The 14,338-nt window shown below is 50.7% G+C and carries 13 protein-coding genes and 2 tRNA genes; 9 read left to right on the top strand and 6 right to left on the bottom strand.

The genetic code is table 11. The annotated features are described in order from the left end of the window. Positions 1 to 3 precede the first annotated feature (3 nt). The gene (locus DHN43_RS17300) at positions 4 to 588 is read right to left on the bottom strand and encodes a nitroreductase family protein (protein WP_057462861.1); all 585 of its coding nucleotides are present in this window, start codon (positions 586 to 588) and stop codon (positions 4 to 6) included. Between the two features lie 211 nt (positions 589 to 799). Here DHN43_RS17300 and DHN43_RS17295 point away from each other — a divergent pair, with 211 nt between their 5' ends. Then, positions 800 to 2,020 (top strand): dipeptidase, encoded by a 1,221-nt coding sequence (locus DHN43_RS17295; protein ID WP_108819430.1) that lies wholly within the window; start codon positions 800 to 802, stop codon positions 2,018 to 2,020. Positions 2,021 to 2,090: 70 nt separating this feature from the next. Here DHN43_RS17295 and DHN43_RS17290 read toward each other — a convergent pair. The 5 genes from DHN43_RS17290 to DHN43_RS17270 all read right to left on the bottom strand — a co-directional run bounded on the left by DHN43_RS17290 (position 2,091) and on the right by DHN43_RS17270 (position 6,450). Beyond that, positions 2,091 to 2,167 (bottom strand) — tRNA-Arg (locus DHN43_RS17290). A 74-nt stretch (positions 2,168 to 2,241) separates the two neighbouring features. Beyond that, a tRNA-Arg gene (locus DHN43_RS17285) sits at positions 2,242 to 2,318 on the bottom strand. 191 nt (positions 2,319 to 2,509) lie between these two features. Beyond that, positions 2,510 to 4,057 carry a sensor histidine kinase gene (locus DHN43_RS17280; protein ID WP_208995467.1) on the bottom strand — a complete coding sequence of 516 codons (1,548 nt, stop codon included), beginning with the start codon at positions 4,055 to 4,057 and terminating at the stop codon, positions 2,510 to 2,512. Between the two features lie 130 nt (positions 4,058 to 4,187). Next, positions 4,188 to 5,633: a dihydrolipoyl dehydrogenase family protein gene (locus DHN43_RS17275; RefSeq protein WP_108819429.1), complete on the bottom strand. Its 1,446-nt coding sequence runs from the start codon at positions 5,631 to 5,633 to the stop codon at positions 4,188 to 4,190. 40 nt (positions 5,634 to 5,673) lie between these two features. Continuing rightward, positions 5,674 to 6,450 carry a TVP38/TMEM64 family protein gene (locus DHN43_RS17270; protein WP_108819428.1) on the bottom strand — a complete coding sequence of 259 codons (777 nt, stop codon included), beginning with the start codon at positions 6,448 to 6,450 and terminating at the stop codon, positions 5,674 to 5,676. Between the two features lie 445 nt (positions 6,451 to 6,895). Here DHN43_RS17270 and rpmH point away from each other — a divergent pair, with 445 nt between their 5' ends. The 8 genes from rpmH (at position 6,896) to DHN43_RS17230 (ending at position 14,313) form a co-directional block, all read left to right on the top strand. Further along, complete coding sequence (gene rpmH, locus DHN43_RS17265) at positions 6,896 to 7,030, top strand: 50S ribosomal protein L34 (protein ID WP_014283918.1); 135 nt, start codon at positions 6,896 to 6,898, stop codon at positions 7,028 to 7,030. Positions 7,031 to 7,038: 8 nt separating this feature from the next. Next, complete coding sequence (gene rnpA, locus DHN43_RS17260; RefSeq protein WP_063317539.1) at positions 7,039 to 7,497, top strand: ribonuclease P protein component; 459 nt, start codon at positions 7,039 to 7,041, stop codon at positions 7,495 to 7,497. 49 nt (positions 7,498 to 7,546) lie between these two features. Continuing rightward, entirely contained in the window at positions 7,547 to 9,358 is a 1,812-nt protein-coding gene (gene yidC / locus DHN43_RS17255; protein ID WP_108819427.1) for a membrane protein insertase YidC, read from the top strand. Between the two features lie 162 nt (positions 9,359 to 9,520). Beyond that, positions 9,521 to 10,171 (top strand): ribosome biogenesis GTP-binding protein YihA/YsxC, encoded by a 651-nt coding sequence (gene yihA, locus DHN43_RS17250; RefSeq protein WP_057462867.1) that lies wholly within the window; start codon positions 9,521 to 9,523, stop codon positions 10,169 to 10,171. 283 nt (positions 10,172 to 10,454) lie between these two features. Next, positions 10,455 to 11,381, top strand: coding sequence for an EAL domain-containing protein (locus tag DHN43_RS17245; protein ID WP_108819426.1), 927 nt, complete (start codon positions 10,455 to 10,457; stop codon positions 11,379 to 11,381). A 146-nt stretch (positions 11,382 to 11,527) separates the two neighbouring features. Beyond that, positions 11,528 to 12,415 (top strand): acetylglutamate kinase, encoded by an 888-nt coding sequence (gene argB, locus DHN43_RS17240; RefSeq protein ID WP_199914827.1) that lies wholly within the window; start codon positions 11,528 to 11,530, stop codon positions 12,413 to 12,415. A gap of 114 nt (positions 12,416 to 12,529) precedes the next feature. Then, a complete protein-coding gene (locus DHN43_RS17235) occupies positions 12,530 to 13,228 on the top strand; it encodes a pyrimidine 5'-nucleotidase (protein ID WP_063286796.1) in 699 nt (232 codons plus the stop codon). A 191-nt stretch (positions 13,229 to 13,419) separates the two neighbouring features. Then, entirely contained in the window at positions 13,420 to 14,313 is an 894-nt protein-coding gene (locus tag DHN43_RS17230) for a LysR substrate-binding domain-containing protein (RefSeq protein ID WP_063286795.1), read from the top strand. Positions 14,314 to 14,338 lie beyond the last annotated feature (25 nt).

Below are 14,338 nucleotides of genomic sequence, written 5' to 3'. Positions count from 1 at the left end.
GCGTTATTCCGGCACCCACGTTGAGTGAATTTCCTGGGCTTCTTGTCTACCTTTGGCAGGTCTTGCTTCATCAACCTTGCCAAGAGAGATAAAGCACAGGAATTCCTCGTTTTCTGAGAGACCCAATCCTTTATGGAAGGCAGAGGAACGCGCACTGTCACCACTGGTAATCCGGGATGCATACCCCATTGCGTGAGCTACAAGCACCATGTTTTGCAAAGCTGTCCCCGCTGAGAGCATTTGCTCATATTGGGGAATACGGGTCTCATCAGAACCGTGAAAACATCCGATCAAAACCAGAAGCACAGGCCCTTTATGCGCTTTTTCCCTTGCACGGGTAAGCGCTTCTTCGGTTGGGTCATCTTTTATTTCTTCAACGGCTTTTACAAACAGATCTCCCAGATCATTGCGTGCGTCTGTCGGGATCTCCAAAATTCGGAATGGATGTAGATGCCCGTGATCAGGAGCAGCTGCAGCGGCCTCAATTATCAGCTTCATCTCTTCTCTATTCGGCCCGGGAGCTTTCATGAGCTTAAGAGATGCAGATGTACGCGAGCGAATGGTCTCGACCAGTTGCTGAGCATTCATGATAACGCCTTTCGCCTTGAACTGATTATAGAACCGATGAAATTAGCTCTCATATTACCCAGAAGTGTTGTCTGCCTACAAGGAGGTACGCAACACGCCTGCACTGGAACGGGAGCATCTCTCGGCTAGAGTATCTGGACAAACATGCGATTTACCTTAAGGTAAACCAATATTTCTGGGTCGGTGACTACAAACGTATTGGGCGTGTATTATGGGTATCTCTTATTTAAAGGTTGGTTTAGGTGCCGTTGTGATTATTGCGGCAGCTGGATACGGTATCATTCGATCTGGCTACGTTGCCCAGTATGTTGATCAATCCCAAAATCACGTTGTCGAACACGCTTCCTATCCCATCAGTGCAGATGCACAGGCTTTACACGATAAGCTACGCATTGCGGACCTTCACAATGATGTTTTGCTTTGGGACCGGAACATATCGCAGGAATCGTCGATCGGTCATTCAGACCTGCCGCGCTTCAAAAAGGGTAATGTTGGTGTACAAATCTTCACCAGCGTCACCAAGTCCCCCCGTGGACAAAACTACAAGAAGAACTCAGCTGAGGCCTTTGACAACATCACTTTGCTTGGTTGGCTGCAAAGCTGGCCTTCTAGCGCACTGAATAAGCTTTCGGAGCGTGCGCTGTTGCAAGCGCAGCGCCTTTACGATCTAGAGCAGAAGCATCCAGACGAAATTACTGTTGTCCATAATAGAGAACAACTGAAAGCTGTCCTGACAGCCAGAGCCCAAGGCTCCACAATCATTGCCGGGGTCTTAGGCACAGAAGGTGGGCATGCACTGGATGGTGATATCAAGAACGTGGATCGGCTTTATGAGGGCGGCTTAAGGTTGATGGGCCTCCAACACTTCTTCGACAATAAACTGGGTGGTTCTCTCCATGGCCAATCCAAGGCAGGCCTCACGGACTTTGGCAAGGACGTGGTGCGGCTTATGGAGAAGAAGGAGATGATTGTTGACGTTGCTCACTCCTCTCCAGCGGTGGTTGAAGATGTGCTGGCAATGGCGACACGACCGATCGTCGTTTCTCACACAGGCGTGAAGGGGATTTGTGACACGCCTCGCAATCTCACAGATGATCAAGTCAGGAAGATTTCAGCAAAAGGCGGGTTGATTGGTATCGGTTTTTGGGATGCAGCAGCTTGCGACATCAGCCCAAAGGGCGTTGCAGCTTCAATTGATTATGCTGTTTCAATTGCCGGTATCGACCATGTGGCGCTGGGATCTGACTTCGATGGTTCTGTTACGACTGCCTTCGATACATCTGAATATGCGGTTCTGACACAGGAACTTTTGAAAAAGGGCTTCACAGAAAAACAGATCGCAGCTGTGATGGGCGAAAACATCATCAGGTTTTTGTTGGAAAATCTTCCACAAGGGCAGAGCGAAGAAGAAACTCTCGCTTCAAGCAATTGAATGCTCAAAGAGTTTAATAAGCACAATTCATCTATCAGATGAAACAGCTAAATTTTAAGGGAGAGAAAATTGGCGCACCGGGGAGGATTCGAACCCCCGACCCCCAGATTCGTAGTCTGGTGCTCTATCCAGCTGAGCTACCGGTGCGCTGTTTCTTGCGAACAAGAATTATGTATCGGCCTAGTGCTATCTAAGCCACCTACTCTTTAGAGAAGAGTAAATGGCGCACCGGGGAGGATTCGAACCCCCGACCCCCAGATTCGTAGTCTGGTGCTCTATCCAGCTGAGCTACCGGTGCAGGCCGCGTTCCCTGCGGAACGGGGGTCTATGTAGCCGCCTTACTGGACCTTGGCAAGCGCTTTAGAGAAGTTTTTTAAAGTGATTTTGCGTTTTGGGGATAACAATTTCTGACTATCAGAACAAAGACGTAGGGCATTGCAGCCTAAACGTGAGAAAAGCTGCACTTGCACAGTACAGCTTTTCCAGAGATTAGCCCTTGCTGCTGTCAGCTGGGAATAGTCTCGTAATTTTTTCAGTCGCTTGTGCCCCATGCCGGTATGGCAGCTGGATTTTGAAACAAGCCCCGGTCGTCACCTCTTTCTCCAATGTGATCTTACCTCCGTGCGCCACAACGATCTCTGCTGCAATCGCCAGACCCAATCCTGTTCCGCCAACTTTGCCGGATGTCTGGAAGGCTTTGAACAATCCCTCCTGAGCTTTTGCAGGAATACCTGGTCCCGTATCAGAGACATAGATAGACAGCATGTCGTCTTTAACCTCTGAATGGATCTCAATCCTGCAAACAACACCAGACGCGCCTTTGGACGCTTCCATCGCTTGCACCGAGTTCCGGCAGAGGTTGAGCAATACGCGGAATATTTGTTCAGGATCTGCTTCCAGCTCCTGCGTCTCCGGTACGCTGACATGCATCTCTATGCCATCAGCGTATCTGGACAGGCCAAGAACCTCCTCCACATCGCGTAGAACCGATGCAAGGCGGATGACACGCAGCTCTGGAGCAGCCTCCTGAGCCTTACCGTAGGACAACACTGCACTGGTGTAGCTGGCCGCCCGGTCCAGCGTTGCAAGGATCTTGGGTGCAACACGTTGTACGGTCGGGTCCGGCAGTAGCTCCAGTCGCTCAAGGAACAGCTGTGCTGACGCGAGCAAATTCCGCATATCATGGTTGATCTTGGAAACAGCTAGTCCCAACGCTGCCATACGGCGTTGCTGGTTCAATGTCTGGTTCAGAGACTTCTGCATGGATTGCAATTGAATTTCAGCCTCACCCAGCTCATCCGCACGTCCGCTTGGCTTGATAATCTCCCGCGCATTTTCAGGAGATTCAGCAAACCGCATCATAGAGCCAGTGAGCCGTTGCAAAGGACGCAGCAGCAATGACCGAATGGACAGATAAACAAGCGCGGCTGTCAGGCATGAGATGAGGAGAGATAACTGCAGAATGTTCAGAGCATATTTCTGCAAATCGTCTCGCAGCAAAGATGCTGGGAAGACCATATCCACTCTGCCGCCTGAGCGCATATCAATATCGCCGATGACGCGGATCTGGCCGGTTCGCGTTCCAGTCAGAAACTGAAGGCTACACCCAATCGCATCCCATGGGGAATCCTGTGTCATATCAATCGTCTTGGTGATGTTCATTTCTGAACTCTCCATAGCGATCAAATTACGGCGCTCTCCAACGGCAAGTGAAATCGCCTGAGCGCCCGTTGCCTCAAGCAGTTTTTGCTGGACTTGCGGAGACAGTGTCTCACTTTCTGACAACAAAGTTGCGGCAACACCACCAACTGCCAAGCGGTCACGCAGCCAAGTGTTTCGATAATTTGCAATTGAAGGGACAAAAATAAGAACTTCACTGAGCATGACAAACAAGATTGTCAGCAGCAAAAGTTTGCCAGAGAGGCCCATTCCACCGCCAAATATCTTGCGGTGTCTGTCTTTCGGAGTTTCATCCGAGTTCAGCTTTTTCGGTGTGACCTCTGTTTCAGAGGCCACTCTCCCATTATTTTGAGCCATCCACCTACCTGATGAGTTGGTACACAATGATCGTGCAGCGCAATTTGTTGTTACGCGCTATGCCTTACTCATTTTTAGCAGATGACGTGTGCCAAGCAACACACTTCTCTCACAGCTGATCACAACTGCGTCATCCGAACTTTCTCAGAAGCGCCAGAATTCTGCGGAGCCATGGATTTTTAGGGGCATCCGCATAATACGTAAGTGCAGCTCTGCGAATTGCTTCATTTAGTGTCGGGTACGGGAAGACCACGCCCAAGAGAGCACCGACCTTCAATTTTTGAGAGATCATCAGAGCTAGCAGACCAATCTGCTCACCAGCACCTGGGCCTACAATGGACGCACCAACGAGCTGCCCTTTTCCGTTGGTCAGGAGCTTAACCTGACCTTTGCCTTTGCCTTCAGCCAGCGCCCTATCATTTCCGGAGAACTCTGCTGTCAGAACTTTGAGCTTATCGCCCAGCTGTTCGCGTGCTTGCTGCTCTGAAAGACCAACCTGCCCAATCTCAGGCTCAGTGTAGGTCACCGCTGGCATTGTTATGTTGTTGTGGTTGACTGGCATGCGGAACAGGATTGAACGAATGACGAGTGATGCGTGCGCTCCTGCGGCATGTGTAAACTGCGCTCCACCGGCGACATCACCGATCGCATAAACTTTACGGTTTGTGGTGCGCAGCCCGTCATCTGCTTTGATGCCTTTGCGGCTATACTCAATGCCAGCGGCTTCCAAACCAAGAGAAGAGACGTTCGGGGCACGACCTGCCGCGATCAGGAGATGCGTGCCTTCAACGGTTCCTTCGGCTTCATCATCAACTTTGATAGAGACTTTTACACCAATGTCAGTGCGTTCAACGCTGTTGACCTTGGTGTTTGCAAGAATCTCAACACCTTCGGATTCCATCTTTTCGATGACTTGAGCAGCATGGGCAGGATCGGTTACTGCCAATGGACGCAATGCTTCGATGACTGTGACACGGCTTCCCAGACGACGGTGAGCCTGTGCCATTTCCATGCCAATTGGCCCTGCACCAATAATGATCAAGTGCTCTGGGCGCTCTTTCAGTTCAAACAGGTTTTCATTTGTCAGGTACGGTGTGTTTTCAATACCAGGGATCGGAGGGACCGCAGCGCTGGAGCCCGTAGCAATGACAAAGCGGCGTGCTTTAATTATCTGCTCACCGACTTTGACGGTATCTACGGAAGTAAACTCACCTGCACCTTGGATGACGTGCACACCCAAACCTTCGAAGCGCTCAACAGAGTCATGTGGAGCTATGGTGGCGATCACATCATGAACGTGATCATTCACCTTAGAGAAATCAATCTCAGGCTCTTGAGCGCCAACGCCAAACTTTTCTGAGGTCCGAAAGGTAGCGGCGGCTTTACCAGCTGCAATAATTGCTTTGGATGGGACGCAGCCATAATTCAGACAGTCACCGCCCATCTTACCCTTTTCAATCAGGACAACATCCACGCCAAAGGCTGCTGCTGCTGCTGCGACTGAGAGGCCGCCCGAGCCAGCGCCAATAACACAGATATCCGGGGTCAATGTTTTTGCATTATTGTTATTTGTCATCGAAAAAATCCGTCATTTCGAAATTGATCTGGTCTGAGATTTATTTACCGCGAAAACGCTGAACAATCGGCGGAATGAGCGCCACCAAACCTAGCGCCGCAAATGCCCAAATCAGCTCAGGCGTAATGAGTGCGGAAATCTCCACTTCACATGTACCAGCAGCCGAACAACCCGGATTTGCCTGCTCTTGCGCCAGGATCACGCTATCCAGACCAGCCCCAACGAAGGCATAGGCGAAAGTGCCTGGAATGATACCGACGAATGTTGCGATCAGATATGTGCTTAACGGAACATGGAACAACGCAGGTGCTATGTTGACGAGCCAGAACGGAAACACTGGGGTAAGACGCAGAAAGAGAAGGTAGCTGAACGCGTTCTTACGGAAACCCTCTGACATTTTATCAAGGAACGGTCCTGCTCTTGCTTTGAGCGTTGCACCAACAGACGTTTTTGCAGCGATGAACAACAGTGAGGCACCAATTGTTGCTGCGAGAACGGTGAGCAAACCACCGAAGAACCATCCGAACAAAAAGCCGCCTGCGATTGTAAGCAGGGATGCACCCGGGAAAGACAGCGCAACAGCAATTGTGTACACGACGAAATAGATCAGCGGGGTCAGGATTGGGTATTCGGCCAGATAACCTGAAAGCAGTTGCTGATTTTTGATCAGGTTGCTGATTGTGATTTGCTGATGCCAGCCTTGAGAGATGCCATAGGCGGACACGGCAAGGATAACAAAGAGTAGTCCCCAGCGTTTGACGAAGCCCAAAGCTCCCTCGGCTGGCGACTTGTTATCATTGTGTTCCGTGATTCCCATGTGCTTTTCCTTAGATGGTTTCAACGTTCAGACCTGAAAAGAACCGAAACCTCAGTGTTCTTGCCCAGTCTAGACTGAATAGGTTACTATGTTTTTTGCAGGCTCAACCGCCTAACAAATTGATGTCTTACAATTTTCATACAATCAGAAAGACCTCCGGTGTTATCACAGGTTCGTGCGTTACCCGTAGTTTCACTCTGTTTTGAATGAGGGGTAACAGCTCTACACGAGGCTGTGAGGCAATAAAGAGTCAGGATATCGTAGATTCCGGCACAGCAATTATTGACTTGAAGCACGCACACTAATATAAGCGCCGACGAATAGGAGTGCGGATCCCCTGCGCAAAGTCCTGTAACTTGAATAAAGTCGCGGTGACTTCGGGGAGAAGACGCACAATCCAAATTAACGTTTAAGTTGGAGCCAACGGCTCTGCTAGGGTAATAAAATGAAGCGTACTTTCCAACCGAGCAACCTTGTTCGCAAGCGTCGCCACGGCTTCCGGGCACGTATGGCAACTAAAAATGGCCGCCAGGTTCTGGCACGTCGTCGTGCTAAAGGCCGTAAGCGTCTTAGCGCTTAATCGCGACGTTGCGCGGCGGCATTCACTTCATATCCATTGAACAAAAGTTCCGCCGCAAAAACATGAAAACACTCAAAAAGCGCTCCGAGTTTCTTACCGTCGCAAAAGGCGGAAGGATAGCTCGGCGTGCTTTTGTGCTTCAAGCGGCTAAAACCCGCAGTGATGGCGACCCTCGAATGGGTTACACGGTCACCAAGAAAACCGGAAACTCTGTTGAGCGCAGTCGAATAAAGCGCCGACTTCGGGCCGCTGTTGCCTCCCTTGATTTGGATATTGCCCAGATAGGCGCCGACTATGTTTTAGTTGGCAGGAGAGCAGCGCTCTCACAACCTTTCGAGGAGCTTTTGAAAGACCTCAAAGGTAGTGTAAGAAATGCGTTCAAGCCTCGTAAACCTCGCCCTATCCGATCAAAACCGAATTCGCTGGCAAATTCTAAACCTCCACATGATAAAGTTGAGGCCAATTGACCAGTGATGACCAATTATTCCACCCTTTTGAAAATGAGTGATCCAGTCGATGAACGATAATCGCAATATGATCGTAGCGATCGTGCTGTCGCTGGTTGTGCTATTGGGCTGGCAATATTTTATTGCCGGACCACAGTTAGAAGCTCAGCAGGAAGCGCAACAGGCGCAGCTGGCAGACGATGCACAACAAGCCGGTTCCAGCTCACCCGTTGCACTGCCTGAAGGTGCATCCGGTCAAGTGGCTGCGCCAGGCACCGATAGCGGGACCGCTGCGCAATCATTCGTCAGTCGCGCACAAGCACTGGCTGCATCTCCTCGCCTGACCATTGACACCCCTAGCCTCTCCGGCTCTGTCAATCTGAAAGGCGCGAAGCTGGATGACCTTCGCCTGAATGACTACCGTCAGACACAGGCTAAGGACAGTGAAACTGTTGTTCTGTTCTCGCCAAAAGGCAGCCCAGAGCCATACTACGCTGAGCATGGCTGGGTTGCAGATCCAGGTGCACAGGTTAAGCTTCCGAATGCTGAAACTGTCTGGACTGCAGAGACTTCTGGTAACCTGACGCCGTCTTCCCCTATCGTTTTGAGCTGGGACAATGGCGAAGGACTGGTATTCAAGCGCACTTTCTCCGTCGACGAGAACTACATGTTCACAGTTGACCAGGAAGTGCAGAACAGCACTGGCCAGAACGTTCAGCTTTATCCTTATGGGTTGATTGCGCGTAACGGCGAACCAGAAACCGCTGGCTTCTTTGTACTGCATGAAGGTCTTATCGGCGTTATCGGCGAAGAAGGCCTCCAGGAAATCAACTATTCTGACCTGATTGAGGACGGAAGCGTTCGCCCAGGTCGCGCTAACACGGGTTGGCTCGGCTTTACTGATAAGTACTGGGCTGCAACACTGATCCCAACTCCGGGCACTGAGTTCCAGCCAAACTTCTCCTACAACGCCCGCACTCAGAACTTCCAGAGTGACTACCTTGGCGATGCAGTTCAGATCGCTGATGGTACTAAAATCACCAGCTCATCTCTGCTTTATGCAGGTGCAAAAGTTACCAAGCTGATCGAAGGCTATCAGGCATCCTACAACATCGAAAGCTTCGATCTCATGATCGACTGGGGTTGGTTCTACTTCCTGACCAAGCCGATGTTCTGGGCAATTGACTGGCTCTATTCTCTGGTTGGCAACTTCGGTGTCGCTATCCTGCTTGTGACCGTTATTGTGAAGGCCCTGTTCTTCCCGCTGGCAAACAAGTCCTACGTCTCCATGAGTAAAATGAAGCTCGTGCAGCCGCAGATGACTGAGATCCGCGAGAAGTTCAAGGACGACAAGCAGAAACAGCAGCAAGCCATGATGGAGCTGTATAAGAAGGAAAAGATCAATCCGTTGGCAGGGTGTTTGCCGATGGTTATTCAGATCCCTGTCTTCTTCTCCCTCTATAAGGTTCTGTTCGTTACCATCGAGATGCGTCATGCGCCATTCTTCGGATGGATTCAGGATCTTTCTGCTCCAGACCCAACCACAATCTTCAACCTGTTCGGTCTGATCCCTTGGGATCCGCCAAGCTTCCTGATGATTGGTGTTTGGCCTCTGATCATGGGTGTAACCATGTTCCTGCAGATGAAGATGAACCCAGCGCCAGCTGAGCCTGCACAGCAGATGATCTTCAACTGGATGCCTGTTCTGTTCACCTTCATGCTGGCAACTTTCCCAGCTGGTCTCGTGATCTACTGGGCATGGAACAACACTCTTTCCGTTGCACAGCAGGGAATCATCATGCGTCGTCAGGGCGTGAAGCTTGAGCTGTTTGACAACCTGAAGAGCACATTCAAGCGTAAGCCTAAGGAAGAAAGCAAGTAAGCTTTCCTCTTTGAAGAAGACTTTGAAAACGCGGCCTTAGGGTCGCGTTTTTTGTTTGGGGTTAGCACCTTTTGTGGTGAAGCTTCACCGTAGCAAACATTAAGGCTGCGCTTTGGAAAACAGCACTCGACCAAAGCGAGATTGCAGGTTAAAAGGCAGGGCATGAGCTCAGAAAAAGAATATTCAGCAGAACAACTGGAGGCGGGACGCCTTCTGTTTGCGCGTCCTTGGGATTTTATTACCAGTGTGAAAGAGATGCATCAGCTTCCTGAGCTGGATGGTATCGAGATCGCGTTTGCCGGTCGTTCCAACGTTGGTAAGTCCAGCCTGATCAACAAGCTCACCGGTAAGAAAACGTTGGCTCGTACATCCAACACACCTGGCCGGACCCAGATGCTGAACTTCTTTGGAGCAGAGCACTCCATCCTCAAGATTGTCGATATGCCGGGCTACGGGTACGCCGAAGCACCAAAAGGCATGGTCGATGCGTGGACATCACTTATTTTTGACTACCTACGCGGTCGAAGCACCTTGCGCCGTGTGTTCTCTTTGATCGACTCACGCCACGGCATCAAAAAGAACGATCTTGATGCCATGGCGATTCTGGACAAGTCCGCTGTGCCTTATCAGGTTGTGCTCACCAAGGCAGATAAACTGAAGCCAGGGCAACTGCAGCGTATGAAAGATGAGACGCTGAAAGTACTCGCGAAACGTCCTGCTGCACACCCGGAAGTCATTGCCACCTCTTCAGAAAAAGGCAACGGTCTGGATGAATTGCGCGCAGAGATCGCGCAGCTGGTCAGTTACGGCTAATCAATTGCAGGTGCAGGGCTCATATTTTCCTGCGCCTTCCTCTTTTGGATCGCGGCCCCGCAGACATATCCAACATCCCTTGTCCATCCTGCAATTTCCAAAATTCCCCTTGTTCTCACGTTTTGCTGCCTTTTCCCCAGCCCGCCTTAACCTCTTCTTGACCTTGGGTCAATTTACCCCCCGAATATAGACAGACCGTCGTCGAAGGGGAGGTCGTCGAATGTCTGGAAAAGACAAACAAGATTACAATCACAGTGCTAAAATCAGTCAAAGGGGGTGATGTATGTGTGCAACTCCGTCCCTCCGTCATCATTGGGCTCTTGTACCTGAGCATACCATTACCAATGCGTTGACCTATGTTTGGCGTTTCATTCATGCACTACCAACGCTGCTGTTGGCAGGGCTGAATTTGAAGAAGTGGTACAAAGCACGCCAGCTTGGGCCTACCGCACTGGAGCGTTCACTGATTTCTGCCTACCTCCGTGATGAATTCGTGCTGCATTATCAGCCAATCGTCCGTGTGACAGATCGCAAGCTCGTTGGGGCTGAGGCTCTGATCAGATGGGAGCACCCGGAGAGTGGTTTGTTGCCCCCTTCCCGATTCATCACAACCCTGTGCCGCAGTTGCCTTGGTAAAGACGTTGGTTACTGGGTTATACGCGAGGCCTGCAAAGCACGCAGTGGATGGAGTAATCTTGTTGATCCTAGTTTCAAGATCTCCGTGAACATTTGCGGCAGGATGTTTGTTGATCAATACATCGTCTCCCGCATTCAAAAGATTTTACAGGACACTGGCACCCCCGGGCATTTCTTAGAGCTTGAAGTTACAGAACGGATTGATCTGGACAGAGCACCACATGCTATGGAGAACATGCGGAAGCTGCAGGAGATAGGTATCTCCGTGGCCTTTGATGACTTCGGCACTGGCTTTGCCTCTATGAAGCACTTGTTGGATTGCCCTGTTGACCGGATCAAGATCGACCGCAGTTTCCTATCTGGAGTGCCAACCTCTACTGTTCACAGCACCGCTTGCGCTCATCTGATTGAACTGGCTCATTTGCTAGACATGGAAGTGACGGCTGAAGGTGTTGAGACGGAAGAGCAGATGCACTTGCTGGAAAGCAGCGGCTGCACCAATGCTCAGGGCTTTTTGTTCTCCCCTCCAGCGGGTGAAGACGGTTTTGCAGATTATTTGCGCGAGAGGCATTAGACAATTTCCTCGATTACTTGAGTAAATCCACGCAGGTGGGGATGACTGAACATTTGTGACGTGTTCATAATGCGGCTATATACTTCACACGCAGTCCGTGTGATTTGCGTATCAGTCCTTTGTCTTCTCCAGGTGTACAAATCGCTATGAGTTTCTCGGAATCCAGTAATCGTGCGCACGTCATTGCCCAAGCTCTCCCTTATATGCAGCGCTATGATGACCGACGTGTTGTTGTAAAATACGGCGGCAATGCCATGGGAGATGCCTCCCTTTCCCGCGCCTTTGCCCGAGATATCACTCTGTTGCGCCAGTCTGGTGTTCATCCGGTTGTTGTTCACGGTGGTGGTCCTCAGATTGGTTCGATGCTTGATCGTCTCAACATCAAGAGCGAGTTTAAAGGCGGCCTTCGTGTGACGGATCAGGCGACCGTTGAGGTTGTCGAAATGGTGCTGGCCGGCTCCATCAACAAAGGCATTGTGGCAGACATCAACCGCGAAGGTGGACGTGCTGTTGGTCTTTGTGGCAAAGACGGTGACATGGTCACTGCACGTAAATTGCACCGCAAGCACCGTGATCCGGATTCCAAGATCGAAGAGGTTCTGGACCTTGGGTTTGTTGGCGAGCCCGAAGCAGTCAACGCCAAGGTGCTTGAGCTGATCCTTGAACGTGACCTCATTCCTGTTGTTGCTCCTGTTGCGCCGGGTCGTGATGGTGCGACTTACAACATCAATGCAGATACCTTTGCTGGTGCGATTGCGGGCTCTTTGAACGCCAAACGCTTGCTGTTCCTTACCGATGTTCCGGGTGTTCTGGACAAAGACGGCAAGCTTATCAAGCAGCTGACCCGTGCCGGAGCCCGGGCTCTTATTGAGGATGGCACAATCTCCGGCGGCATGATTCCGAAGGTTGAGACCTGTCTCGAAGCCCTTGAACAGGGTGTTGAAGGCGTTGTTATTGTTGACGGAAAAGTCGCCCACGCCGTTCTTCTGGAACTCTTCACCGACCATGGTGCTGGTACTCTGATCGTACCTTGATAATTGATGCAGGGAGGCGAAAGACGCTCGCCTCTCTTGCTATCCTTATTCTTTCCTGTTTTGCTTGGTATCAAACAACACTTATCGGCATAGCTGATAACTGAACGGATAAGCATGACCAATTCCCCATTTGCCAGCGTTGAAAGCTGGGTTTTCGATCTGGACAATACTCTCTACCCTCACCATTCAAATCTGTTCGATCAAATCGATCAGCGGATGTCTGAGTTTGTACAAAAGCTCACCGGAAAACCGGCTGAGCAGGCGAGAGAGTTACAGATCTCCTATTACAAAGAGTATGGAACCACGCTTCGTGGTTTGATGCTTGAACATCACATTGAGCCCGATGAGTTCCTTGAGTACGTGCATGACATTGACCACTCTGTGCTGGACCCAAATCCTCAGCTTGCAGATGCGATCAACCAACTGCCGGGCAAGTGCTATATCCTGACGAATGGAACGCGGAAACACGCGGAATCTGTTGCCAATCGTCTGGGTATCACACAGCACTTCGAAGACATCTTCGGGATTATGGAGGCCGATTTAGTTCCAAAACCTGCTGAAGCAACCTATCAGCGTTTTTTGGAGAAAAACGGCATTCTTCCGCAGAAAGCAGCCATGTTTGAGGACCTTTCACGCAATCTGGTTGTTCCAAACTCTCTTGGCATGCGCACTGTTCTTGTCATTCCGGACGGAACACGTGAGGTTTTCCGCGAAGATTGGGAGCTTTCGAGCGGCAGCGAGCCTCACGTGGATTTCGTGACCGATCATCTGGACGGTTTCCTCTATAATATCCTAGGGGAACTCAAGAATTAGAGCTATTCCATCAAAACACGAAGGTGCCCCGGTTTCGCATCTCAAACTCCTGTAGGGGCAGTTTCGGCTAAAAATTGCAATTTTTGCGCATAATAAGGCGCAAAGAGAAAAAATATCACGATCGTCTAGACGAATGCCTTTTTTCCCTTTATTGAGATTAATTCAAGAACTCATAAGGAAGGGCATTCGTCATGGTTTCACTGCGCGCGCTACACGCATTTTCACTGTTGGCCAAACACGGCCGAGCAGCTCGTGCCGCAGAGGATCTTGGCGTTACACCATCAGCCCTGACGCACCTGCTCCGATCATTGGAAAATGAGCTTGGCGCCGCGCTGGTTATTCGTGATGGCCGCGGACTTGCCCTGACTGAAGAAGGGCAGCGCCTGTCCTCCAATCTTGGCAACTCGTTTGACCAAATCGAGCACGCTGTTGAAGCCTTCCGGCGCAGAAGCCGGACTGAGTTGCGCATTTCTACCCTTTCTACAGTTGCAACACGCTGGCTTATTCCGCGGTTGCCGGACTTTCAGGATAAGCATCCGGATATTGAGCTGCTGATCTCGACGAGTATGCGCGTCGTGGACCTTGACCGAGAGTCCTATGATTGCGCAATCCGATTGGGGGATGGGGCCTGGCCGCATGTTGAACGGCATCAACTTTGGCAGGAAGATCTGGTCGTTGCGTTTGCTCCTCAGTTGAGTAACGGCGATCCGAACCCTGACATCAAGCTGCTTGATAAGCTGAAATTGCTGCATACCTCCTCCAGACGTGAAGACTGGCCGCGTTGGTTGAATGGCACTGGCCTGCCTCATCCGGATCAGACCTCTGGTGCGATGTTTGAAAGCCGGAACATGGCTATTCAGGCTGCTGTTGCAGGCATGGGTGCGATTGCGATTGATACCCGCTTTGTGGAACAGGAAGTGGCTGCAGGTCATCTGGTGGTTCCGGACTGGCCGCGCCTTTCACTGGAAAGTGGCTATTGGTTTGTACGTAATGCGAACCGTCCTTTGACCCGTCCGGTATCTTCCTTCCACAAATGGCTGATGGAACAATCCCAGCAGCCATTCAAGGCACATGAAGCAACCTAAATTGATACATGAGACAACCGGAAGT

Origin of the sequence: Pseudovibrio sp. Alg231-02 (genome assembly GCF_900143565.1) — a bacterium.
Classification (GTDB): domain Bacteria; phylum Pseudomonadota; class Alphaproteobacteria; order Rhizobiales; family Stappiaceae; genus Pseudovibrio.
The sequence above is the reverse complement of the archived record's forward strand: the minus strand, read 5'-3'. Positions and strand labels throughout refer to the sequence as shown.